Origin of the sequence: Lentzea sp. NBRC 102530, assembly GCF_030269365.1 — a bacterium.
Classification (GTDB): Bacteria; Actinomycetota; Actinomycetes; order Mycobacteriales; family Pseudonocardiaceae; genus Lentzea.
This window is the reverse complement of the sequence record NZ_BSTF01000007.1, coordinates 439,323-458,310: the sequence shown is the minus strand read 5'-3', so window position 1 is coordinate 458,310 and position 18,988 is coordinate 439,323. Positions and strand designations below refer to the sequence as shown.

Sequence of the window (18,988 nt, the reverse complement as noted above, 5' to 3'; positions counted from 1 at the left end):
ACGGAGGCTACCGGTCCCGCCGTCACGCCGGAGGCGTCGAGCACGCGCAGTGCGGCGTGGTGGCCCGCTCGTGGCCCAGGATGCGGAGCAGCCGGGCGCTGTCCTCGGCGCCGCCTCCCGCGGCAGGCACGAACTCCGCCTCGCCCGGGATCCGTCCCCGGCCCAGCCCGCCGCTGGACTCCGCGATCGGCGAGATGGTCACGCGCCTCCCGGAACCCCGCTAACGGGTCCAGCGCACGACGTCGTCGAACGTCACGTTGCCGCCGCACACCACGACGCCCAGCCGTGCGCCCGGGCCCACCCGGTCGAGCACGGTGCGGGCGGCCGGCAGCAGGCACCCGGCGGCGGGCTCGGCCCACACCTTCTGCGTCTCGGCCAGCGTGACCGACCCGCGCACGGCGTCCGCGTCGGACACCAGCAGCACGTCCTCCACCAGCGACGTCACGTGGTCGTAGGTGAGCTGGGAGGCGTGCGGCGCCGACAGGGTCGAGACGATCGACGTCGGCGTGATGTCGACCGGCCCGCCCGCGGCGAGTGCCTGGCGCACCGCGTCGGCGCCCTGGGTCTCGACGCCCCACACCCGCACGCCCGGCACGAGAGCGTGCAGCGCCGTGGCGACACCGGAGATGAACCCTCCGCCGCCGACGCTCACCAGCACGTCGGTGACGTCCGGCGCGTCGGCCGCGAACTCCAGCCCGACCGTGCCCTGCCCGGCGACGACGATCGGGTCGTCGTAGGGGTGCACGAGCGTCGCGCCCGCCTCGACCAGTTCGCCGAGCAGCGCGAACGCGGCCGCGAGGCCGTCGGTCAGGCGCACGTCGGCGCCGCAGGCGCGGGCGAGTTCGACGGATCGGGCGGGTGCGGACGACGGCATGACGACCGTCGCGGCCACCCCGAGTTCGCTCGCGGCGGCGGCCAGCGCGATGCCGTGGTTGCCGCCGCTGACGCCGACCACGCCGGCCGCGCGGTCCTCGTCGGACAGCGAGAGGATCTTCGCGAGCGCGCCGCGGATCTTGAACGAACCGCTGCGCTGCAGCAGTTCCAGCTTCACCGTCGTCGGCACGCCCAGCAGGGCGGACAGGCCGGGCGACGCGAGGGTGGGCGTGCGCAGCACGCGGCCGTCGAGCACCTCGGCCGCGGCCCGGACGTCGTCGATGGTCAGCAGGTCCGCCATGGCGACACCCTAAGCCGCGTCGGAACTCGCGATCTCGTGGACGTGCAGGTCGGGGTGGGACGGGTCGCTGTTCCGCAGAAGCGGCAACTAGGATCACCTGGTGTCGGATCTGCGGGTCCGTCGTCGCCCTCGAGGAGTTCCGGAGGCCTGAGATGTCCAGCTGCCCGATCGCGCCGGGCTCCGGCGGCCCGTGACGCGCCACCGGGTGCGGGGACGGCTGCCCGTCGTCCTCGTCGTGCCCGCCGTGATCGGGCTGGCCTTCCTGCTGGTGCCGCTGGCCGGGCTGCTGATCAGGACGCCGTGGACGTCACTGTCCACCTTGCTCAGCGCCGAGGTCGGCGAGGCGCTGCGGCTGTCGCTGATCTGCGCCTCCCTGGCCACCGTGTTGTGCCTGTTCCTCGGGATCCCGCTGGCCTGGTTGCTGGCGCGCTCGGGGTTGCCCGGTCGTGGCTTCCTGCGGGCGCTGGTGACCGTGCCGCTGGTGCTGCCGCCGGTGGTCGGCGGTGTGGCTCTTCTGCTGGTGCTGGGACGGCGCGGGCTGATCGGCGAGCACCTCGACGCGTGGTTCGGGATCTCGCTGCCGTTCACCACTGCCGGGGTGGTGGTGGCCGAGGCGTTCGTGGCGATGCCGTTCCTGGTGATCTCGGTGGAGGGGGCGCTGCGGGCGGCCGACCCGCGGTTCGAGGAGGCAGCGGCCACGCTGGGGGCGTCGCGCTGGCTGACGTTCCGGCGGGTGACGCTGCCGTCGGTGCTGCCGGGCGTGGTGGCCGGGGGCGTGCTGTGCTGGGCGCGGGCGCTGGGGGAGTTCGGGGCCACGATCACGTTCGCGGGCAACTTCCCCGGCGAGACGACGACCATGCCGCTGGCCGTTTATCTCGCCCTGGAAACGGATCCGGACGCGGCGATCGTGCTGAGCATCGTGTTGTTGCTGGTGTCCGTCGGGGTGCTGGCCGGTCTGCGCGACCGGTGGATCAGCGGGCCGACGTGACCCTGAACGCGAACCTGCGCGTCACGCGCGGCACCTTCGACCTCGACCTCGACCTGGCGATCGCGCCCGGTGAGGTGGTCGCGCTGCTCGGTCCGAACGGCGCGGGCAAGTCGACCGCGCTGCGGGCGCTCGCCGGACTGTCGCCGCTGACCTCGGGCAGCATCGCGCTCGGTGAGTCCACCTGGGACGGCGACGGCACGTTCCTGCACCCCGAGCACCGCCCGATCGGCGTGGTCTTCCAGGACTACCTGCTGTTCGCGCACCTGACCGCGCTGGAGAACGTCGCCTTCGGCCTGCGGGCCCGGGGCACCCGGCGCGCCGAGGCCAGGGCCGAGGCGGCGCGGTGGCTCGACCGGGTCGGGCTCGCGGAGTTCGCCCAGCGCAAGCCGCGCGCGTTGTCGGGAGGCCAGGCGCAACGGGTCGCGCTCGCCCGCGCCCTCGCGACCGGTCCGAGCCTGCTGCTGCTGGACGAACCGCTGGCCGCGCTGGACGCGAGCACCCGGCTGCAGGTCCGCTCGGAACTGGGCAGGCACCTGGCCGAGTTCGGCGGGCACACGCTGCTGGTGACGCACGACCCGCTGGACGCGATGGTGCTCGCGGACCGGCTGGTGATCCTGGAGCACGGCCGCGCGGTCCAGCAGGGCCCGCCCGCCGAGGTCGCCCGGCAGCCGCGCACCGACTACGTGGCCAACCTGGTCGGCCTCAACCTCTACCGGGGCACGGCCAACGGCACGGCCGTCGACCTGGCGGACGGCGGCGTGCTCACCGTCGCCTCGCCGGTGACCGGCGCGGTGCACGTGGCGTTCCCGCCCACCGCGGTGAGCCTGCACGTGGCGCGGCCGGACGGCAGCCCGCGCAACACCTGGCAGGTGACCGTGGCGGCGATCGAGCAGCACGCGCACACCACCCGCGTGCGGCTGGACGGCGCGCCGTCCGTGCTCGCTGACATCACCACGGCGACGCTCGCGGACCTGCGGCTGCGGCCCGGCGACACGCTGTGGGCGGCGGTGAAGGCGACCGAGACGCACACCTACCCGGCCTGAACCCGGTGCACGGGGTCTACGGCTGCAGGCGCTGCGCGAGCCAGCCCTCGCCGGTGCGGACGTAGCGCAGGCGGCGGTGCAGGCGGTTCGGTTTGCCCTGCCAGAACTCGATCTCCTCCGGCAGCAGGAGGTAACCGGTCCACGTCTGCGGGCGGGAGAGCGGTTCGTCGCTGTCAGCCAGGGCCTGGGCGCGGTCGTGCAGGGCGGACTCGTCGTCGAGCGGGGTGCTCTGCTCGGACGCGATCACCGCGGCCTGGGCGGCGCGCGGGCGGTCGGCGAACAGGACGTCGGAGGCCTCGGGCGCCACCTTCCGCACGGTGCCGACGACGGTGATCTGCTGCAGGGTCTCGCGCCAGTGGAAGGTGGCGGCCGCGTGCGGGTTCGCCGCCAGGTCGCGGCCCTTGCGGCTGGCGCTCGAGCCGGCGAACACCAGGCCGCCGTCCGCGAACTCCTTGAACAGCACGACCCGGCTGGACGGGCGGCCCCGGTCGTCGGCGGTGGCGAGGACCATCGCGAACGGCTCGCTGACCTCGCGGGCGACGGCGCCGGCGAACCACTCGGCCAGCAGGACGACCGGGTCGGCCGGGGGCGCGTCGAACTCGGGCAGGACCAGGGTGGCGTCGCCGCTCAGCGTCATGATCCCACCGTAGTCCGATCTTGGTGGTCGCCCTGCCGAGTCCGGTCGACTGTGATCCAGTGGGGGCGCGGCTACGGCGAAGGGGCTCGGGATGACAGAGACGGCACCGCGGGGGTGGGTGCCGGTCGAGCACCGGTTCCTCGGACTCGACCGGCGGACGTTCGGCCCGGCCCTGAGCGTTCTGGTCATCGCGCTGGTGCTGCTGGCCGGGTTGCCCGCGGTGAACGCGCTCATCCCGTGGCACAACGAGATCCGCGCCGGTGACGTGCTGGACCTCGGTGACGGCGCCACCGCCGTGCCGCCGGTCGGGTGGCAGCTCGAGGACGGCACCCTGGCCGGTACCGGGGCGGCGTCCGCGACGGGCCTGCAGGTGCAGCTCACGACCGGTGGCGCCACGATCTCGTTGCGCGGCACGGCTTTCACCGGCACGGCGGACGCCTTCCTGGACCAGGTGCTGCGGTCGGAGGGCAGCGCCGGGGTCGACGGGACGCGTGGCACGGTGACCACGGCGAGCGGCCTCGCCGGCGTCGCGCTCGGGAGCACCTCGCCGCAGGGCGACGGCCTGGACGTCGCGTTCAAGATGGCCGGGCCGCCCGCGCGGGCCGAGACGGCGCCCGCGTTGCTGGTGCGGGTGCGGACGGCGCCGGGGCAGTTCGAACGGCAGCAGGACGTCGTGGGCGAGTTCGTCCGCAGCATCACCCCGGGAGCGTCCCGATGACGATCACCGACGCGAAGACCGCGCAGCTCGTCGCCATCGAGGAGTCGGGCTGGGGGCTGCCGTTCCGGTTCGTGCAGCCGCGCAACCTGGCGTTCTGGGTCTACCTGGTGGGCGTGGGCGGCGGCGCGCTCGCGATCCTGCGCTACTTCGGCCCCGGCGCCCACTTCTACGGCCCGGCGCTGACCGGCGGCGTGCTGCTGTTCGGCCTGTACCTGGTGCCGTGGTTGCTGTTGCTGCGCCACCAGAACCGGTACACCGCGCAACCCGCGGCGTTGCTCGCGGCGGCGTTCGCCTGGGGTGGCCTGGCCGCGACGTTCTGGATCGCGCTGCCCGCCAACACCGCGTTGCTGGAGATCTGGTCGAAGGTGGGCGGCACCGAGTTCGCCTCCGCCTGGGCGGCGGGCCTCACCGCGCCGATCAACGAGGAGTTCGCCAAGGCGCTCGGCCTCGTGCTGCTGATCGGCCTGGCGCCGCGGCTGGTGCGCAGCGCGTACGACGGGTTCATCATCGGCGCGTTCCTCGGCCTGGGCTTCCAGGTGTTCGAGGACGTCCTCTACGTCTACAACGGTGCCGCCCAGACCTTCGGCGCGAACCAGCTCGCCTCGTCGTTCCAGATCTTCGTGGTCCGCGGCGCCACCGGCATCGTGTCGCACGCCCTGTTCAGCGCGATCTTCTGCGCGGGCCTGATGTGGGTGCTGGGCCGCACGCCCGGCGATCGGAACGTGCCTCGCGGGCTGCTGACCATGCTGGCGGCGATGGTGTTCCACTTCGCCTGGGACGACATGGGCGGGCTGAGCGGGGGCGTCGCGGTCCTGGCGGTCCTGGTGCCGTTCGTGATCGTGGTCGTGGAGCTGCTGACGCTCTTCTCCGTCCTGCGCCGCGCGGCCCGGCAGGAACGGGTCTGGATCCGCCAGATCCTCGGGCCGGAGAGCGAGGTCGTCGATCCGGCGCTGTTGTCGGCGGTCAGCGGTCTGCGGCGCGACCGCAAGGCGTTCCGCAAGCTCGTGCACGACCGGCGCCGGGCCCGGCACCTCCAGGAGGCGGCGGCGGATCTGGCCCGGGAGATCGCCCGGGCTCGCGGCCAGGAGACGGCCGAGGTGGCGCACGCCCGCGCCGAGGTGCTCCGGCTGCGCGGGGTGCGGCCGACCGGGTGACCGCGCCGCGCCGAAGGCTTACGGTGGAGGCGTGACGACCACGGCGGAGGTTGTGAGCCAGGCCGACGAGCGGATCCGGCGCCTGGAGTCGCGGCTGGTCCGCGAGTTCGGGGACGTTCCGCCGAGCCTCGTGCACGAGTGGATCGAACGGGCCAGGGCGCGGTTCGGGAGCGCGAGGGTGCAGGAGTACGTGCCCCTCTTCGTGGCACGGGAGGTGCGGGCCTCGGCCAGGGCGTTCCCGGTGCAGGCGCAGGAGAGCTCGTTCCTGGCCACCTGGGCGCGGAACACGGCGCGCAGACTGCTCGCCCCCGAGCTGCCCAAGAGGTGGGCGCACACGGCCGGGGTGGCGCGGCGGGCCGAGCGGGTGGCGCGGGTGCTGCCCGAGGACGAACGCGAGTTGCTCGTGGCGGCGGCCTGGGTGCACGACATCGGGTACGCGGCGGAGGTGAAGGACACCGGGCTGCACTCGTTGGACGGGGCGCGGTACCTCCGGCGGGCCGGGCTGAGCGAACGGGTGTGCGGGCTGGTGGCGCACCACTCCGGGGCGTCGGCGGTGGCACGGCTCGTCGGGCTCGGGGACGAGCTGGGGGAGTTCCCGGACAACCGGGGGCGGCTGCGGGACGCGCTCTGGTACTGCGACATGAGCACCGGGCCGGACGGGCAGCCGACGACGGTGCAGGGGCGGTTGCAGGAGATCCGGCAGCGGCGCGGGCCGGACGACCCCGTCGTCAGGGCGCTCGCTATCAACGGCGAGGAGCGGCTGGCGGCCGTGCGCAGGACGCACCGGCTGCTCAAGCGGCAGTGACGGACGCCGCGCGCATTTACTTGAATATTGAACTATCTTGGGTGTCATGAAGAAGATCGGTTTTCTGTCGTTCGGGCACTGGACGGACAGCCCGCACTCGCAGACGCGGTCGGCGGCCGACGTGCTGACGCAGTCGATCGACCTGGCCGTCGCGGCGGAGGAGCTCGGCGCGGACGGGGCGTACTTCCGGGTGCACCACTTCGCCCAGCAGCTCGCGTCGCCGTTCCCGCTGCTCGCGGCGATCGGCGCGAAGACGGAGCGCATCGAGATCGGCACCGGCGTGATCGACATGCGCTACGAGAACCCGATGTACATGGTCGAGGACGCGGGGTCGGCCGACCTCATCTCGGGCGGCAGGCTCCAGCTCGGCATCTCGCGGGGATCGCCCGAGCAGGTCATCGACGGCTGGCGGCACTTCGGCTACGGGCCGGCGGAGGGCCAGACCGACGCCGACATGGCGCGCATGCACACCGAGTTGTTCCTGAAGGTGCTGGAGGGCGGCGGGTTCGCCCAGCCGAACCCCAGGCCGATGTTCCCGAACCCGCCCGGGCTGCTGCGCCTCGAGCCGCACTCGCCGGGGCTGCGGAACCGCATCTGGTGGGGCGCGGGCTCGAACGGCACGGCGGTGTGGGCGGCGCAGCAGGGCATGAACCTGATGAGCTCCACGCTCAAGTTCGACGAGGGCGGCGCGCCGTTCCACGTCCAGCAGGCCGAGCAGATCAGGGCGTTCCGCAAGGCCTGGACCGAGGCCGGTCACGAGCACGAGCCGCGGGTGTCGGTGTCGCGCAGCATCTTCGCGCTGACGACGGACCTCGACCGCATGTACTTCGGCGGCGACGGCAAGAGCACCGACTCGATCGGGTTCATCGACGGGCCGCAGAAGGCCATCTTCGGCCGCTCCTACGCCGCCGAACCCGAACTGCTCGTCAAGCAGCTCGCGGAGGACGAGGCGATCGCCGAGGCCGACACGCTGCTGCTGACCGTCCCGAACCAGCTCGGCGTCGACTTCAACGTGCACGTCCTGGAGAACATCCTGGTGCACGTCGCTCCGGCACTCGGGTGGCGCTGACGCCGATCACCGCCGCGTCCCGCGTGCTCGCGGCCTCCGCCAGGTGCGCGAGCACGCGTCGGTCACGATCGGCGTCGCGGTGGACCTCGGCCGCACGTCGAGTCCTCACCCAGGCGTCGCAACAGCTTCAGTGCGGGTCGAAAGGAAACATCGGCTGGAAGCACGAGAGCTGCCGCCGGCACCGGTCCGCACGCGATCATCGCCGGGACCGCCGACCTTGCCACTGCCGGCGGTCCCCGGGCGATCAGCGGCGGCGGTCCTTGACGTAGACCGCCGACTGCTTGCCCTCGCCGTGACCGCGCCGGTCCACCTCGAACAACGTCGTCGCCGTGATCAGGTCGCTGAGCTTCGAGTAGCCGTACGTGCGGGAGTCGAACTCCGGCCGCTGCTTGGTGATGATGCTGCCGACGGCCGACAGCGACGCCCACCCGTCGTCGTCCGAGGCCGCCTCGACCGCGTTGCGCAGCAGCTTCACCAGCGTGGTGTCGCCCTTGAGCTGGGCCGCGGCCGCCACGGGCTTGCGCACCAGCGGTGTCTCGGCCGGCACCTCGGCCTCGGGGGAGACGAGGTTCTCGACGTAGACGAACTTGTCGCAGGCCGCCACGAACGGCTTGGGCGTCTTGCGCTCGCCGAAGCCGTACACCGTGAGCCCCGACTCGCGCAGCCGGGCGGCGAGCCGGGTGAAGTCCGAGTCGCTCGACACGATGCAGAAGCCGTCGAAGCGGTCGGAGTACAGCAGGTCCATCGCGTCGATGACCATCGCCGCGTCGGTGGCGTTCTTGCCGGTCGTGTACGCGAACTGCTGGATCGGCTGGATCGACTGGGCCAGCAGGTGGTCCTTCCAGCCCTTGAGGCTCGTGCCGGTCCAGTCGCCGTACGCGCGCTTGACGTGCGCGGTCCCGTACTTGGCGATCTCGGCGAGCAGTGCCTCGGTGATCGAGGGCTGGGCGTTGTCCGCGTCGATCAGCACCGCGAGCTTGACGGCGCTCTCATTGGCTGTGGCCACGGGGCGAACGGTAGCCGCACACCGGTTGTGACACCGAACCGACACGATCTCGCAAAGCACCACGAACGCCCTGTTCCCGCATTACGGTGGGGACGGCAAAGGGACGTGAGAGAGGCGGAACCGGGCGTGACGTCCTGGGTCGATGTGATCAACTATGTCCGGCTGCGCTACGAGGTGCTGGAGGAGACCGACGACTGGCTGCGCTTCCGCCTCGACACCGAGGGCGAGCGCACGCAGCAGGTCTCCGTGCACCACCTGAGCGATCTCGGCGGGGCGGCCTGGGTGGAGATCTCCTCCCCGGTCGGCCGGGCCGACGACGTGGACCTGCGCCGCTTCCTCGAGCTCGCGGGCGGGTCGCAGGTCGGCGGGGCCGCCGTGGTGGACGGGCTGGCGCTGCTCAAGCACGTGGTGCCGCTGGAGGACCTGAGCGTGCGCGAGGAGTTCGAACGGCCGCTCGCGCTACTGGTCGGCCGGGCGGACGCGATCGAGCACGAGCTGACGAGCCGCGACCACTTCTAGTGCCGCGTGGCACGCGTGGGCACGGCCGCGGCCTGGGCCGAGCAGCAGGTGGCGGCGGTCCGCGACGACCCCGCAGGGCGCCTCGCGCTGATGGAACGCTGCTACCGCGGACCGTTCGGGCAGGCGCCCCGGCACCTGCCGTTCCGCCGGGCCGCGCGGTCGTTCATGCGCTGGCAGCTGGCCAGGGGTGTGCTGCGTCCGGACACCGGCAGTCCGTGGTGGCGGGTGGTCAACGAACGCATCCTGCGCGACGGCTGCGAGGCCGTGGCGTTGTCGGGTGGGCTCGGTGGTCCGCCCTCGTCGCGCACGGCCGCGGACTGGCTGGCGTTCGCGCTCGAACCCACGGCGCGGGCCTGGTACCGGGCGCACAACGGCAGCGTGGTCGCGGCCTACCTGGAGCACCGGGTGATGGCGGAGCGGGAGAACGAACCCGAGCGGTTCTTCCTGAACGTCATCCTGTGCCGGGTGCTCTACACGCACGCGCTGGTGGCGGCGCCACGGCTCTCGCTCGGCTGGTTGCGCGGGCTGGCGCCGGTGCTCGGTGACCCCCGGCTGGGCATGACCGGGATCTTCCTGCAGCTCTCGCGGGTGTTGCCGGCGCGGTACCCGCTCGACGACGAGGTGAGCTACTACCTCGCGCAGGAGCACGGGTTCGCGCGGCTCGTCGACTTCGGCATGATCGTGCCGCGGCTGGACCGGCTCTACGAGTGGTCGGCGGCGGACCTGGGAGCCCCTGGACTGCTCGACTGCGTGCGGGACGGGGCGTTGACGTACGCGTGGCGGTTCGAGGACCGGCACGTCTGGGACCCGCCGAAGTCGGTCGTGCTGCCCCTGGTCCACCGGCTGCTGCCGGTTCGGTAGGTCCGGTCGATCGCAATTGTCCGGGGAAATCTTGACTCCGCAGTCAATGTTGCCCAGGGTGTGCGGCGTGACTGAAGTGGCGCAGCGCCCGGCCGACGTCGTGATCGTCGGCGCGGGCTACGCGGGACTGGCGGCGGCGACGCGGCTGGCGTCCGCCGGGGTGGACGTCGTCGTGCTGGAGGCCGCGGACCGGGTCGGTGGGCGGGCGTTCAGCGAGGTGCTGCCGTCCGGGGCGCGGGTCGACCACGGCGCGCAGTGGATCGGGCCGTCGCAGAAGCGGTTCCACGAACTCGCGGCGCGGTTCGGCTGCACGACGTTCCCCACCCGGGAGTCCGGGCGGCACGTCGAGGTCTGGCACGACGGCACGCGCACCGACCACTCCGGTACGGAGCCCAACACCGGACCGGGGATCGCCGAGTACCGGCGGGTCACCGAGACGCTCGACGAGCTGGCGCGGACCGTCGACCTGGAACAGCCGTGGCGCACGCCGCGGTTCGAGGAGTTCGACGCCCAGTCCGCCGAGGACTTCTTCCTGCGGCAGACCCACGACCACGACGCGCAGCGCAGGCTGGCGCTCGCCGTGCGGGGCGTGTGGTGCTGCGAGCCCAGGGAGATCTCGTTCTTCCACGTGCTGTTCTCCCTCGCGTCGGCGGATGGGTTCGAGCAGCTGGTGGAGATCTCGGGCGGTGCGCGGGACTCGCGGTTCACCGACGGCGCGGACGCTCTCGCGGTGGCGATGGCGGCGGCGTTGCCCGGGGTCGTGCGGCTCGGCGAGCCCGTGCTGACGATCCGGCACTCCGCCGAGGGCGTCGAAGCCGTGACGGGCAACGGGGTCGTGCGCGCGCGACGGGCGATCGTGACCGTGCCGCCCGCGGCCGTGGGGCGGATCGGGTTCGAGCCCGCGTTGCCGATGGCGCGCCGCGGCTGGGCCGGGCACACGCCGATGGGGCGGGTCGCGAAGGTGCACGCGGTGTTCGAGGAACCGTTCTGGCGCAAGAAGGAGCGCTCCGGCATCGCCACGCTGTTCAGCCGCAGCCCGGTCGGCGTGGTGTTCGACAACTCGCCGGAGGACGGCTCGCGCGGCGTGCTGGTGGCGTTCGTCCACGGCGACCGGGTGGACCGCTGGGTCGCCGCGCCCGACTCGACGCGGCGGGCGGAAGTGCTGGAGGCGCTCGGCGAGGTGGCCGGGCCGCGGGCGCGCATGCCGATCGACTACGCCGAGATGGCGTGGTCCGAGGACGGCTGGACGATGGGCGGGTACGCGTGCTTCGTGACGCCCGGCGGCTGGGCCGAGCACGGCGAGCACGGCTGGCGGCGCGCGACCGGCGGCGTGCACTGGGCGGGCACGGAGACGGCGTCGGTGTGGAACGGCTACGTCGACGGCGCGATCACGTCCGGGGAGCGGGCCGCGGACGAGGTGATGGCCGCGCTGGAGATCCCCGGACAACCGGCGTGAGAGCGTCCCCGCTGCCATACTGACGGCGATGACCAGCGCAGATGGCCTTCCTTCCCGTGTGCGGACGGCACTTCGGGCGGCCACGCTGTCGCAGCGCGCGCTGGCGGGACGCGTCGGGATGGACCCGACGGCGTTGTCGAAGTCGTTGCGCGGCACCCGGCGGTTTCGCGACGAGGAGATCGCCGCGATCGCCGCGGCGTGCGGGGTCGGCGTCGAGTACCTGACGACCGGGGCCGGGCCGGAACCCGTGGTGTCGCAGGACGTCCGGGACCGGGCGCCTGCCACGCCGGACCGGCGGGACCAGATCCTCGCGGCGGCGACGGCGGTGATCGCCCGGCGCGGGTACCACAACGTGCGGGTCGCGGACATCGCGCGGCAGTGCGGCACCAGCAGCGCGACCGTGCACTACCACTTCCCGACCAAGGAAGCCGCGCTGCACGCCGCGCTGGAGCACTACGCAGGGACGTTCCGGGACCGGGTGCACCGGGAGTTCGGCAAGGCCACGTCGGCGCGGGACAAGCTGCGCCGGCTCGTCGAGGTGCAGTTGCCGGTGAGCGCCGCCGACGTCGACGAGTGGTCGGTGTGGGTGCAGTTCTGGGGGCAGGCGGTGCTGCAACCGCGGCTGCGCCCGGCCCAGCGCCAGGTCTACTCGGAGTGGCGCGCGGTCGTCGTCGGGTTGCTGCACGAGTGCCGTGCGGAGGGCCTGTCCCCGGACGCCGACGTCGAGGCGCTGGCCGACCGGTTCACCGCGCTGGTCGACGGGCTCGCGGTCCAGATCCTGGCGGGATCGACCGCCATGACGCCGGACCGGATGCGGGAGTTGTTGCTGCGGGCCTTCGAACCGGACCTGGTGCTGGCGGACGGCGCGTGAAACTTGACGCTCGATGTCCAGGTTTCCTAGCATCGGCCGGTGCGGATGAACCAGGGCGTCGAGTGGGCGGTGCACGTGCTGCTCTCCCTCGCGTGGCTGGACGACGACCGCCCGGTGAGCACCGCCGCCTTCGCCGCGAGCTACGACCTTCCCCAGGCGTACCTGCACAAGCAGCTGCAAGCCCTCGCGCGGGCGGGCCTGGTCGAGTCGATACCGGGCGCTCGCGGCGGTTTCCTGCTGGCCCGCCCGGCGGACAAGATCACGTTGATGGACGTCGTCACCGCCATCGAAGGGCCTGAGCCCGCGTTCACCTGCACCGAGATCCGCCGCCGGGGCATGGGGGAGGACGCGCCGAAGAGCGCGTTCCGCCGCACGTGCGCGGTGCACGGGGCCATGCAACGCGCGGAACTCCAGTGGCGCCAGTCGCTCGCCTCGCAGACCATCGCGGACGTCAAGGCCGAGGCGGACGCGCACGCCCCGTCCGCGGCCAGGCTCGCCCGCCGGGCCTACGGCCGCGAGGAGTAGCTCTCGCCGGCGAGCCGGTTGGCGGCGCCGCTGTTCAGGATCCTCCCGTCCCCGCCGTCCATCATGGACAGTGCTGCCCATCGCGCCGATCGACGTGGTGCCCTCCGCGGCACCGCTCGCGTCGGTGCTGTCCTGGTTCCGTCTCGGTGTCAACGGTTGATACGCCGGCCACGGCAACGGACGTCCCCGCCCGGTCGTGCTTCTGACGTCCGCCGCACGGAAGCAGTCAGAAAGGGGAGTCTGATGAGGTTTTCCAGGGGGATGGCCGCGGTCGGCGTCGCCGCCGCGCTGACGACGTCCGCGTTCGCCGCGCCCGCGTCCGCTGACGCGTCGATCTTCATCCGGCACTACGAGACCGGGTCGTACCTGGACGCGAGCGAGACGAGGGGTGTGCGCCTCGGGGAGTGCTGCAGCGAATTCCAGGTCTGGGAGCAGATCGGCACCAGGATCGAGCAGGTGCGGTCCGGGTTGTGCCTGGACGCCAGCGTGAGCCAGGGCGTGCGGCTCAACGCCTGCAACGGCAGCGCCTACCAGCAGTGGACCTGGTCGAGCGACGCCATCGTCAACCGCGGTGCCGGGATGTGCCTGGACGGCAGCGCGAGCAAGGGCGTGCGGCTCAACGCGTGCAACGGCAGCACCTACCAGATCTGGACCCGCAAGAGCTGACCCGTGGCGTGGACGGGCCTGCCGAAGCGATCGGCAGGCCCTCCCGTCAGGCGATCGCCGGTGCCGGAACGGGTTCGGCCCGCTGCCGTTCCGCCCGCACCGACGCGATCCCCGCGAGGATCAGCAGGCCGCCGAACAGTTGCAACGGCGAGAGCGCCTCGCCCAGCAGCAGCCAGGCGAAGATCGACGCCGACACGACCTCCAGCAACGCGATGAACGACGCCACCCGCGACCCGAGGATGCCGGAAGCCGTGATGCCGCTGGCATAGGCGAGCGCGGTGCCGACCACGGCGACGATCAGCAGGGGCACCCACCAGGCCACCGGCGTGCCGAACAGCGCGACGTCGCTGAACGTCGCCGTGAACGGCAGCAGCCCGAGCCCGCCGATCACCGCCAGCACGGGAGCGGCCAGCAGCAGTCCGGCGCCGGCCAGCGCCACCGGCGGCAGGCCGTTGTTGGGCCGCGCGGCGATCACGAAGTACACCGAGCACCCGATCGCCGCGCCGAAGGCGGCCAGCAGTCCGAGCGGGTCCACGGCCTGGATCGCGCCGGGACCGATCACCAGCACCAGGCCGCCGACCGCGAGCACCGACCCGATCAGCACGACCGGGGCGGGCGTCTTCCTGCTGACCGCCCAGGTGAACCCGACCAGGATCAGCGGCGCGAGGAACTCGATCAGCAACGCCGTCGCGACCGGGATCCGGGCGATCGCCGCGAAGTAGAGGACCTGGGTGATCGCGACGCCCACGAGGCCCATGCCCAGCACGGGCCACCGCGCCGCCACTAACAACGACCAGCGGCCTCTCATCATCACGATCACGAACGGCAGCAGCACGAGTCCGGCGGTGAACGCGCGGGCCGTCACGGCGGCGGCCGGCGACCAGCCCGCCTCCAGCAGTGGTTTGACGAACGCCCCGGACGTGCCGAACGAGATGAACGAGACCGCGGCCGCGATCAGGCCGGTGGACTTCGACGGCATCCCCACGCTTGCCTCCCAGCTCCGAGCGATGTCATGGCCTAACCTGGCTGACACTCCTGACGCTAGGTCAGTCGAAGTAAGGAGTCAATTTGCGTTTTGCCCCTGACACGGAGGAGTCGCTCGCATTCGTCGTGGCGCTGGCCAACACCGACCCGTCGGCGTCTCGCGGCGGTGACGACGAACTGGCCACCATCGCGCAGTTGCAGGCACTGCTCGGCCGGTACCGCTACAGCGGTCGCATCGACGGCGACGAGGCGGAGTTGAAGGACGTGCACCGCACCCGTGCCCTGCTCAGGCGGGTGTGGTCGCTCGACCGGGACGACGCGGTCGAGGCCGTCAACAAGATGCTGCGCGACGCCAGGGCGTTGCCCCACCTCGTGCGGCACGACGACCTCGACTGGCACATGCACGCCACCGAACCCACCTCGCCGCTCGCCGAACGGATGCGCGTCGAGGCCGCCCTCGCGCTCATCGACGTGATCCGGATGAACGAGATGGACCGGCTGCGGGTGTGCTCGGCCGACGACTGCGAGGGGCTGCTGCTCGACCTGTCGCGCAACGGCCTCAAGCGGTTCTGCTCGGTGCGCTGCGGCAACCGGATGAACATGATCGCCTTCCGGGAGCGGCGCGCCACCGAATCCTGAGCGTCTTGTGTCGCTGCTATCAGCGATAACGGCACGCCGCGCAGGTCGAGCCCACGGTGACGCCGCACGTCCGCGACATGGCCTCGATCGGCGGGCACCTGTCGCGGCGCGCCAGGTGCGGTCACTTCCGTGACTCCGCCTCGCCGTGCGACAAGCGACCTGCCCGATCACCCAGGACAAGCTGCTCTGAGGCAACGAGGAGGTGCTGGAACTGGCCGCCGCTTCGCCGGAGCGCGCACCGGCTGCGTCAGCCGCGCCGCATCAGCGCCTGTGCGAGCTTGCGGCCGAGGTCGTGGAACGGCGGCTGTGCCAGGCGGAGCGTGTCGAGCAGGAGTGGCTTGCGCAGCACGGGTTTGAGGTGCGAGAAGGCCTGCCACGAGTAGGTGCCGTGGTAGGCGCCCATGCCGCTGGCGCCGACGCCGCCGAACGGCAGCCCGGCCGCGGCCACGTGCACCAGGCCGGCGTCGTGCACGACCGCGCCGGACGACGTGCGCTCCTCGAACAGCCGCCGGGTGCGGGCCGAGGCCGAGAAGACGTACAGGGCGAGCGGCTTGTCCCAGCCGGTGACCAGGTCGACCGCGTCCTCGGCCGAGTCGACGGCGACGATCGGCAGCACCGGGCCGAAGATCTCCTCCCGCAGCACGGGGTGCGCGGCGTCCGGGCCGATCGCCGCCGTGCCGCTGAGCGTCACGACCGTCGGCGCGAGGTAGCGCTCCGACCGGTCGTGTTCGCCGCCGACCACGACGTTCGTGCCGTCCAGCAACGACACGAGCCGGTCGAACTGCCGCTCGTTCACGATCCGGCCGTAGTCGCGGCTCTCCCGCGGATCGGCGCCCCACAGGTCGGCGATCGCCCTGCGGCACGCCTCGACCAGGGCGGGCACGCGGTCCGGCGTGGTCAGCACGTAGTCCGGTGCGACGCAGGTCTGGCCCGCGTTGGTGAACTTCGCCCACACCAGCCGCCGTGCCGCCTGGTCGATGTGCGCGTCGTCGTCGAACCAGGCCGGTGACTTGCCGCCGAGTTCCAGCGTCACCGGCGTGAGGTGCTCGGCGGCCGCGCGCATCACGATCCGCCCGACCGCGCCGCTGCCGGTGAACACGATGTGGTCGAACCGCTGCGCCAGCAGGTCCGTCGTCTCCTCGACCGCGCCCTCGACCACGCGCACGGCGCCGTCGGGGAAGTACCGCGGCACCAGCTCCGCCATCAACGCCGACGTGGCCGGCGCCAGCTCGCTCGGCTTGAGCACGGCCGTGTTGCCCGCCGCCAGCACGCCGACCAGCGGGGCGAGCAGGAGCAGCACCGGGTAGTTCCACGGCGCGATCACCAGCACCACGCCCAGAGGTTCGGACACGAGCTTCGCCCGCGCCGGCCACAGCACCATCGGCACCGGGCCGCGTTTGGCCCGCGTCCACTTCCGCAGGTGGCGCAGCGTGTGGCTGATCTCCGCCAGCACCACGCTGATCTCGGTCAGCTGCGCTTCACCCGCGCTCTTGTGCAGGTCGGCGTGCAGCGCGGCCTCGAACGCGGCCTCGTTCTCGACGAGCATCGCGCGCACGGCCCTGAGGCTCGCGGCACGCACGGCGGGGGAGCGGGTGGCACCGGAGTCGAAGACCTCGCGCGCGGCGGACACGACCGCGGGGATGTCGGCTGTCGTCGTGGGCATGCGCCCACCGTACACCAATACGAAACAGATCCTTTTCGTTTCTTGCGGCCTGTAGACTCGGCGGCGATGACCACGAAGGACGCGGCACAGGGACGCCCCAAAGATCCTCGGGTGGACGCGGCCCTGATCAGCGCGGCGATCGAGGTCCTGACCGAGTCGGGCTGGGCCGCCTTCACCACGACCGCCGTCGCGAAGCGAGCCGGTGCCTCCACCGCCTCGCTCTACCGCCGCTGGCCGTCCAAGCAGGCGCTCGCCGGCGCCGTCGCGCGGCACATCGCCCAGACCGAGCTGTCCGGCATCGACACCGGGTCGCTCGAAGGTGACCTGCGCGAACTGCTGGACCGCAAGCGGCAGGTCCTCGAAACCGCCACCGGTCCCGCGTTGCTCTCGCTGATGGGCCAGGCCGCGCACGACCCCGAGCTGCGGCAGATCCTGCACGACGACGTGTACCTCGCGGTCCGCGAACAGCTCGGCGCGCTCATCGCGAAGGCCGTGCGGGCCGGCGAGCTGGCACGGGAGATCGATCCCGCCCAGGTCGACGTGCTGACGCTCGTGCTGATCGGAACGGCGCTGGCCCGGTCGGTCTTCGTGGTGCCGTCCGGGCGCGACGCCGAGCTGATGATGCTGCTGGGCGTGATCATCGGAGCCAGCGCGCAGGGCTGAGGCCTCAGGGGCAGTTCGCGCGCAACACCACGCCGGTGGTCCCGGCCATGCTCACGGACGTGACGGGCTTGCCGTCGTGGTCCTGGTAGGTGCGCTGGAGCTGGACCGTGGTCGGCGGCGTGTCGGTCGGGTTCGCGTTGACCAGTGCCACGCCACAGGTGAAGTCGCGGCGGAACAGCTTGTCGCCGATGGCGCGGTAGGCACCGGCCGGGTGCCCGAGGTTCCAGTCGTACTCCGGGTGCCACGCCGTGGGGTCGGAGTAGCCGTCGGTCTGGGCGATCTCGGCCATCGCCGCGGTGCCGCCGGTGGTCATGTACAGGCTCGCCAGCGCGTAGCGGAACGCCCTGGCGTCACCCGCGTCGAAGTGCGGCTGCACCCAGGCCATCTTGCCGTTCGACTCGTTGACCGCGATCTCGGCGACCTGCCTGCGCCAGCCCTGCGGGTAGTCCTCCAGCAGCCGCTCGCTCGAGAACGTCAGCCACCACTCGTCGAACCCGCCGTCGAGGTAGGCGCCGTAGGCGTCCCAGCCGCCCTCGTGCAGGCGCGCGTCGGTCAGGTTGCCGACCGAGAGCAGGCCCGCGGCACCGAAACCGGCCTCGACCTCGGCCAGCATGCCCTTGTACGCCTCCTGGAACCGGGCGTTGTCGGGGTACTTCGGCGGGCAGACGCCGGGGTGGTGCGCGTCGCACGTGTAGAGCGCGTTGTCGAGGAACACCCCGTCGAACCCGGTGGCCTTCGACGTGGCCACGACGGCCGTCACCCACGCCTTGCGGTAGGCGGGGTTGCCGACGTCCATCTGCCAGTGGTCGCGGTAGCCCGCGTACTCGAGGTTCCTGCCGTCCGGTCCTTCGAGGAACCAGTCCGGGTTGGACGCCTTCACCGCGCAGTACCCCAGCCCGGCCGGCAGGTGCACGTCGTCCTGGCCGCCCTTGCACGCGTACGACCGGGTCGACGACAGGTCTTTGTAGACGTACACCTTCACCGCCGGGTTGGCGGCCTTGAGCTTCTCGAGGATGTCGCCCTCCCACGCGTTCAGCACGACGTGGGCGCGGCGCTTGGCCTCGGTGGCGATCACCGCGTCGGACACGGGGGTGCTGTTGAGGTGCAGCCAGAACGACTGCGTGCGCGCGACCGGGGCTGTTGTCCGGGGAGTCGTGGCCTCGGTCGGTCCGGCGACGAGTCCGGAGATCAGCGCGGCCACCGGGAGAAGAATCTTGCCTGCCTGCTCAAGCATCGTTCCTCCTGGCTCTGGAGACGTCCCGCTGAGGTACCCCGTTGCGAGACGGGCCAGTGCCGGTGAGGCGGTAAACCACCTGTTGCGGTCAGCCGGGCCGGGGGAGTGACACCGTGAGTGCGCCTGCTCGTCGCGCTGACCGCGCGACGCCGGCACGACCGGTTCACCGTGCCGCCGCGGCTCTCCGGCGCGGCGGGCTGACCGGTGCAGGAGGTCCCGGTTAGGATGCGGTCCGGCGAGTTCCACGCCGAACCTCCTGACCGGGTGCCCACGCCACCCGGCTCTCGCGGGGGCAAAGGGGACCTGGGTGCCT

Annotated in this window: 21 protein-coding genes; 14 read left to right on the top strand and 7 right to left on the bottom strand. The window is 72.3% G+C overall.

Annotated elements, in window-relative coordinates:
* Positions 1-22: 22 nt before the first annotated feature.
* Both QSK25_RS21740 and QSK25_RS21735 read right to left on the bottom strand, forming a co-directional pair.
* Complete coding sequence (locus QSK25_RS21740) at positions 23-202, bottom strand: hypothetical protein (RefSeq protein ID WP_285640706.1); 180 nt, start codon at positions 200-202, stop codon at positions 23-25.
* A gap of 18 nt (positions 203-220) precedes the next feature.
* On the bottom strand, positions 221-1,174 hold the full coding sequence (locus QSK25_RS21735) for a threonine ammonia-lyase (protein ID WP_285640705.1): 954 nt from the start codon (positions 1,172-1,174) through the stop codon (positions 221-223).
* Positions 1,175-1,364: 190 nt separating this feature from the next.
* Between QSK25_RS21735 and modB the strand changes: the two genes are divergently transcribed.
* Together modB and QSK25_RS21725 are read left to right on the top strand one after the other, a co-directional pair.
* Positions 1,365-2,162 (top strand): molybdate ABC transporter permease subunit, encoded by a 798-nt coding sequence (gene modB / locus QSK25_RS21730; protein ID WP_285640704.1) that lies wholly within the window; start codon positions 1,365-1,367, stop codon positions 2,160-2,162.
* Positions 2,159-3,205 (top strand): ABC transporter ATP-binding protein, encoded by a 1,047-nt coding sequence (locus QSK25_RS21725; RefSeq protein WP_285640702.1) that lies wholly within the window; start codon positions 2,159-2,161, stop codon positions 3,203-3,205. Before modB ends, QSK25_RS21725 begins: the two co-directional genes overlap by 4 nt.
* A gap of 16 nt (positions 3,206-3,221) precedes the next feature.
* On the opposite strand, the gene pdxH is transcribed toward QSK25_RS21725, so the two are convergent.
* Positions 3,222-3,842, bottom strand: a complete 621-nt coding sequence (gene pdxH / locus QSK25_RS21720) for a pyridoxamine 5'-phosphate oxidase (RefSeq protein WP_285640701.1) — start codon at positions 3,840-3,842, stop codon at positions 3,222-3,224.
* Positions 3,843-3,933: 91 nt separating this feature from the next.
* Between pdxH and QSK25_RS21715 the strand changes: the two genes are divergently transcribed.
* The 4 genes from QSK25_RS21715 to QSK25_RS21700 are packed head-to-tail and all read left to right on the top strand — an operon-like array spanning position 3,934 to position 7,588.
* Positions 3,934-4,560 carry a hypothetical protein gene (locus tag QSK25_RS21715; RefSeq protein ID WP_285640700.1) on the top strand — a complete coding sequence of 209 codons (627 nt, stop codon included), beginning with the start codon at positions 3,934-3,936 and terminating at the stop codon, positions 4,558-4,560.
* On the top strand, positions 4,557-5,714 hold the full coding sequence (locus QSK25_RS21710; protein ID WP_285640699.1) for a PrsW family intramembrane metalloprotease: 1,158 nt from the start codon (positions 4,557-4,559) through the stop codon (positions 5,712-5,714). Before QSK25_RS21715 ends, QSK25_RS21710 begins: the two co-directional genes overlap by 4 nt.
* A gap of 31 nt (positions 5,715-5,745) precedes the next feature.
* Entirely contained in the window at positions 5,746-6,519 is a 774-nt protein-coding gene (locus tag QSK25_RS21705) for an HD domain-containing protein (RefSeq protein ID WP_285640697.1), read from the top strand.
* A 46-nt stretch (positions 6,520-6,565) separates the two neighbouring features.
* Positions 6,566-7,588, top strand: a complete 1,023-nt coding sequence (locus QSK25_RS21700) for an LLM class flavin-dependent oxidoreductase (protein WP_285640696.1) — start codon at positions 6,566-6,568, stop codon at positions 7,586-7,588.
* 244 nt (positions 7,589-7,832) lie between these two features.
* Here the strand turns inward: QSK25_RS21700 and QSK25_RS21695 are convergent, their stop codons facing one another.
* Positions 7,833-8,594 (bottom strand): NYN domain-containing protein, encoded by a 762-nt coding sequence (locus QSK25_RS21695; RefSeq protein ID WP_285640695.1) that lies wholly within the window; start codon positions 8,592-8,594, stop codon positions 7,833-7,835.
* A 126-nt stretch (positions 8,595-8,720) separates the two neighbouring features.
* Between QSK25_RS21695 and QSK25_RS21690 the strand changes: the two genes are divergently transcribed.
* The 6 genes from QSK25_RS21690 to QSK25_RS21665 all read left to right on the top strand — a co-directional run bounded on the left by QSK25_RS21690 (position 8,721) and on the right by QSK25_RS21665 (position 13,492).
* Positions 8,721-9,113 (top strand): hypothetical protein, encoded by a 393-nt coding sequence (locus QSK25_RS21690; RefSeq protein ID WP_285640693.1) that lies wholly within the window; start codon positions 8,721-8,723, stop codon positions 9,111-9,113.
* Between the two features lie 15 nt (positions 9,114-9,128).
* Positions 9,129-9,974 (top strand): hypothetical protein, encoded by an 846-nt coding sequence (locus QSK25_RS21685; RefSeq protein WP_285640692.1) that lies wholly within the window; start codon positions 9,129-9,131, stop codon positions 9,972-9,974.
* 67 nt (positions 9,975-10,041) lie between these two features.
* Positions 10,042-11,430 (top strand): flavin monoamine oxidase family protein, encoded by a 1,389-nt coding sequence (locus tag QSK25_RS21680; protein ID WP_285640690.1) that lies wholly within the window; start codon positions 10,042-10,044, stop codon positions 11,428-11,430.
* A gap of 28 nt (positions 11,431-11,458) precedes the next feature.
* Complete coding sequence (locus tag QSK25_RS21675; RefSeq protein ID WP_285640688.1) at positions 11,459-12,301, top strand: TetR family transcriptional regulator C-terminal domain-containing protein; 843 nt, start codon at positions 11,459-11,461, stop codon at positions 12,299-12,301.
* 45 nt (positions 12,302-12,346) lie between these two features.
* Entirely contained in the window at positions 12,347-12,826 is a 480-nt protein-coding gene (locus tag QSK25_RS21670) for an RrF2 family transcriptional regulator (RefSeq protein WP_285640753.1), read from the top strand.
* Positions 12,827-13,069: 243 nt separating this feature from the next.
* Positions 13,070-13,492, top strand: a complete 423-nt coding sequence (locus QSK25_RS21665) for an RICIN domain-containing protein (RefSeq protein WP_285640687.1) — start codon at positions 13,070-13,072, stop codon at positions 13,490-13,492.
* Positions 13,493-13,538: 46 nt separating this feature from the next.
* Here the strand turns inward: QSK25_RS21665 and QSK25_RS21660 are convergent, their stop codons facing one another.
* On the bottom strand, positions 13,539-14,471 hold the full coding sequence (locus QSK25_RS21660) for an EamA family transporter (protein WP_285640752.1): 933 nt from the start codon (positions 14,469-14,471) through the stop codon (positions 13,539-13,541).
* A gap of 89 nt (positions 14,472-14,560) precedes the next feature.
* Here QSK25_RS21660 and QSK25_RS21655 point away from each other — a divergent pair, with 89 nt between their 5' ends.
* A complete protein-coding gene (locus tag QSK25_RS21655; RefSeq protein WP_285640685.1) occupies positions 14,561-15,115 on the top strand; it encodes a CGNR zinc finger domain-containing protein in 555 nt (184 codons plus the stop codon).
* 247 nt (positions 15,116-15,362) lie between these two features.
* Here QSK25_RS21655 and QSK25_RS21650 read toward each other — a convergent pair whose 3' ends face one another.
* Positions 15,363-16,778: an aldehyde dehydrogenase family protein gene (locus QSK25_RS21650; protein ID WP_285640684.1), complete on the bottom strand. Its 1,416-nt coding sequence runs from the start codon at positions 16,776-16,778 to the stop codon at positions 15,363-15,365.
* Positions 16,779-16,844: 66 nt separating this feature from the next.
* On the opposite strand from QSK25_RS21650, the gene QSK25_RS21645 reads away from it, so the two are divergent.
* A complete protein-coding gene (locus QSK25_RS21645) occupies positions 16,845-17,441 on the top strand; it encodes a TetR/AcrR family transcriptional regulator (protein WP_285640683.1) in 597 nt (198 codons plus the stop codon).
* 4 nt (positions 17,442-17,445) lie between these two features.
* On the opposite strand, the gene QSK25_RS21640 is transcribed toward QSK25_RS21645, so the two are convergent.
* On the bottom strand, positions 17,446-18,675 hold the full coding sequence (locus QSK25_RS21640) for a putative glycoside hydrolase (RefSeq protein ID WP_285640680.1): 1,230 nt from the start codon (positions 18,673-18,675) through the stop codon (positions 17,446-17,448).
* Between the last annotated feature and the right edge of the window lie 313 nt (positions 18,676-18,988).

Coding starts and splice junctions, on each gene's coding strand:
- QSK25_RS21715 (WP_285640700.1), top strand. CDS start 3,934: ATGACAGAGACGGCACCGCGGGGGTGGGTGCCGGTCGAGCACCGGTTC.
- QSK25_RS21735 (WP_285640705.1), bottom strand. CDS start 1,174: ATGGCGGACCTGCTGACCATCGACGACGTCCGGGCCGCGGCCGAGGTG.
- QSK25_RS21645 (WP_285640683.1), top strand. CDS start 16,845: ATGACCACGAAGGACGCGGCACAGGGACGCCCCAAAGATCCTCGGGTG.
- QSK25_RS21670 (WP_285640753.1), top strand. CDS start 12,347: ATGAACCAGGGCGTCGAGTGGGCGGTGCACGTGCTGCTCTCCCTCGCG.
- QSK25_RS21700 (WP_285640696.1), top strand. CDS start 6,566: ATGAAGAAGATCGGTTTTCTGTCGTTCGGGCACTGGACGGACAGCCCG.
- QSK25_RS21660 (WP_285640752.1), bottom strand. CDS start 14,471: ATGCCGTCGAAGTCCACCGGCCTGATCGCGGCCGCGGTCTCGTTCATC.
- pdxH (WP_285640701.1), bottom strand. CDS start 3,842: ATGACGCTGAGCGGCGACGCCACCCTGGTCCTGCCCGAGTTCGACGCG.
- QSK25_RS21665 (WP_285640687.1), top strand. CDS start 13,070: ATGAGGTTTTCCAGGGGGATGGCCGCGGTCGGCGTCGCCGCCGCGCTG.
- QSK25_RS21675 (WP_285640688.1), top strand. CDS start 11,459: ATGACCAGCGCAGATGGCCTTCCTTCCCGTGTGCGGACGGCACTTCGG.
- QSK25_RS21710 (WP_285640699.1), top strand. CDS start 4,557: ATGACGATCACCGACGCGAAGACCGCGCAGCTCGTCGCCATCGAGGAG.
- QSK25_RS21640 (WP_285640680.1), bottom strand. CDS start 18,675: ATGCTTGAGCAGGCAGGCAAGATTCTTCTCCCGGTGGCCGCGCTGATC.
- QSK25_RS21650 (WP_285640684.1), bottom strand. CDS start 16,778: ATGCCCACGACGACAGCCGACATCCCCGCGGTCGTGTCCGCCGCGCGC.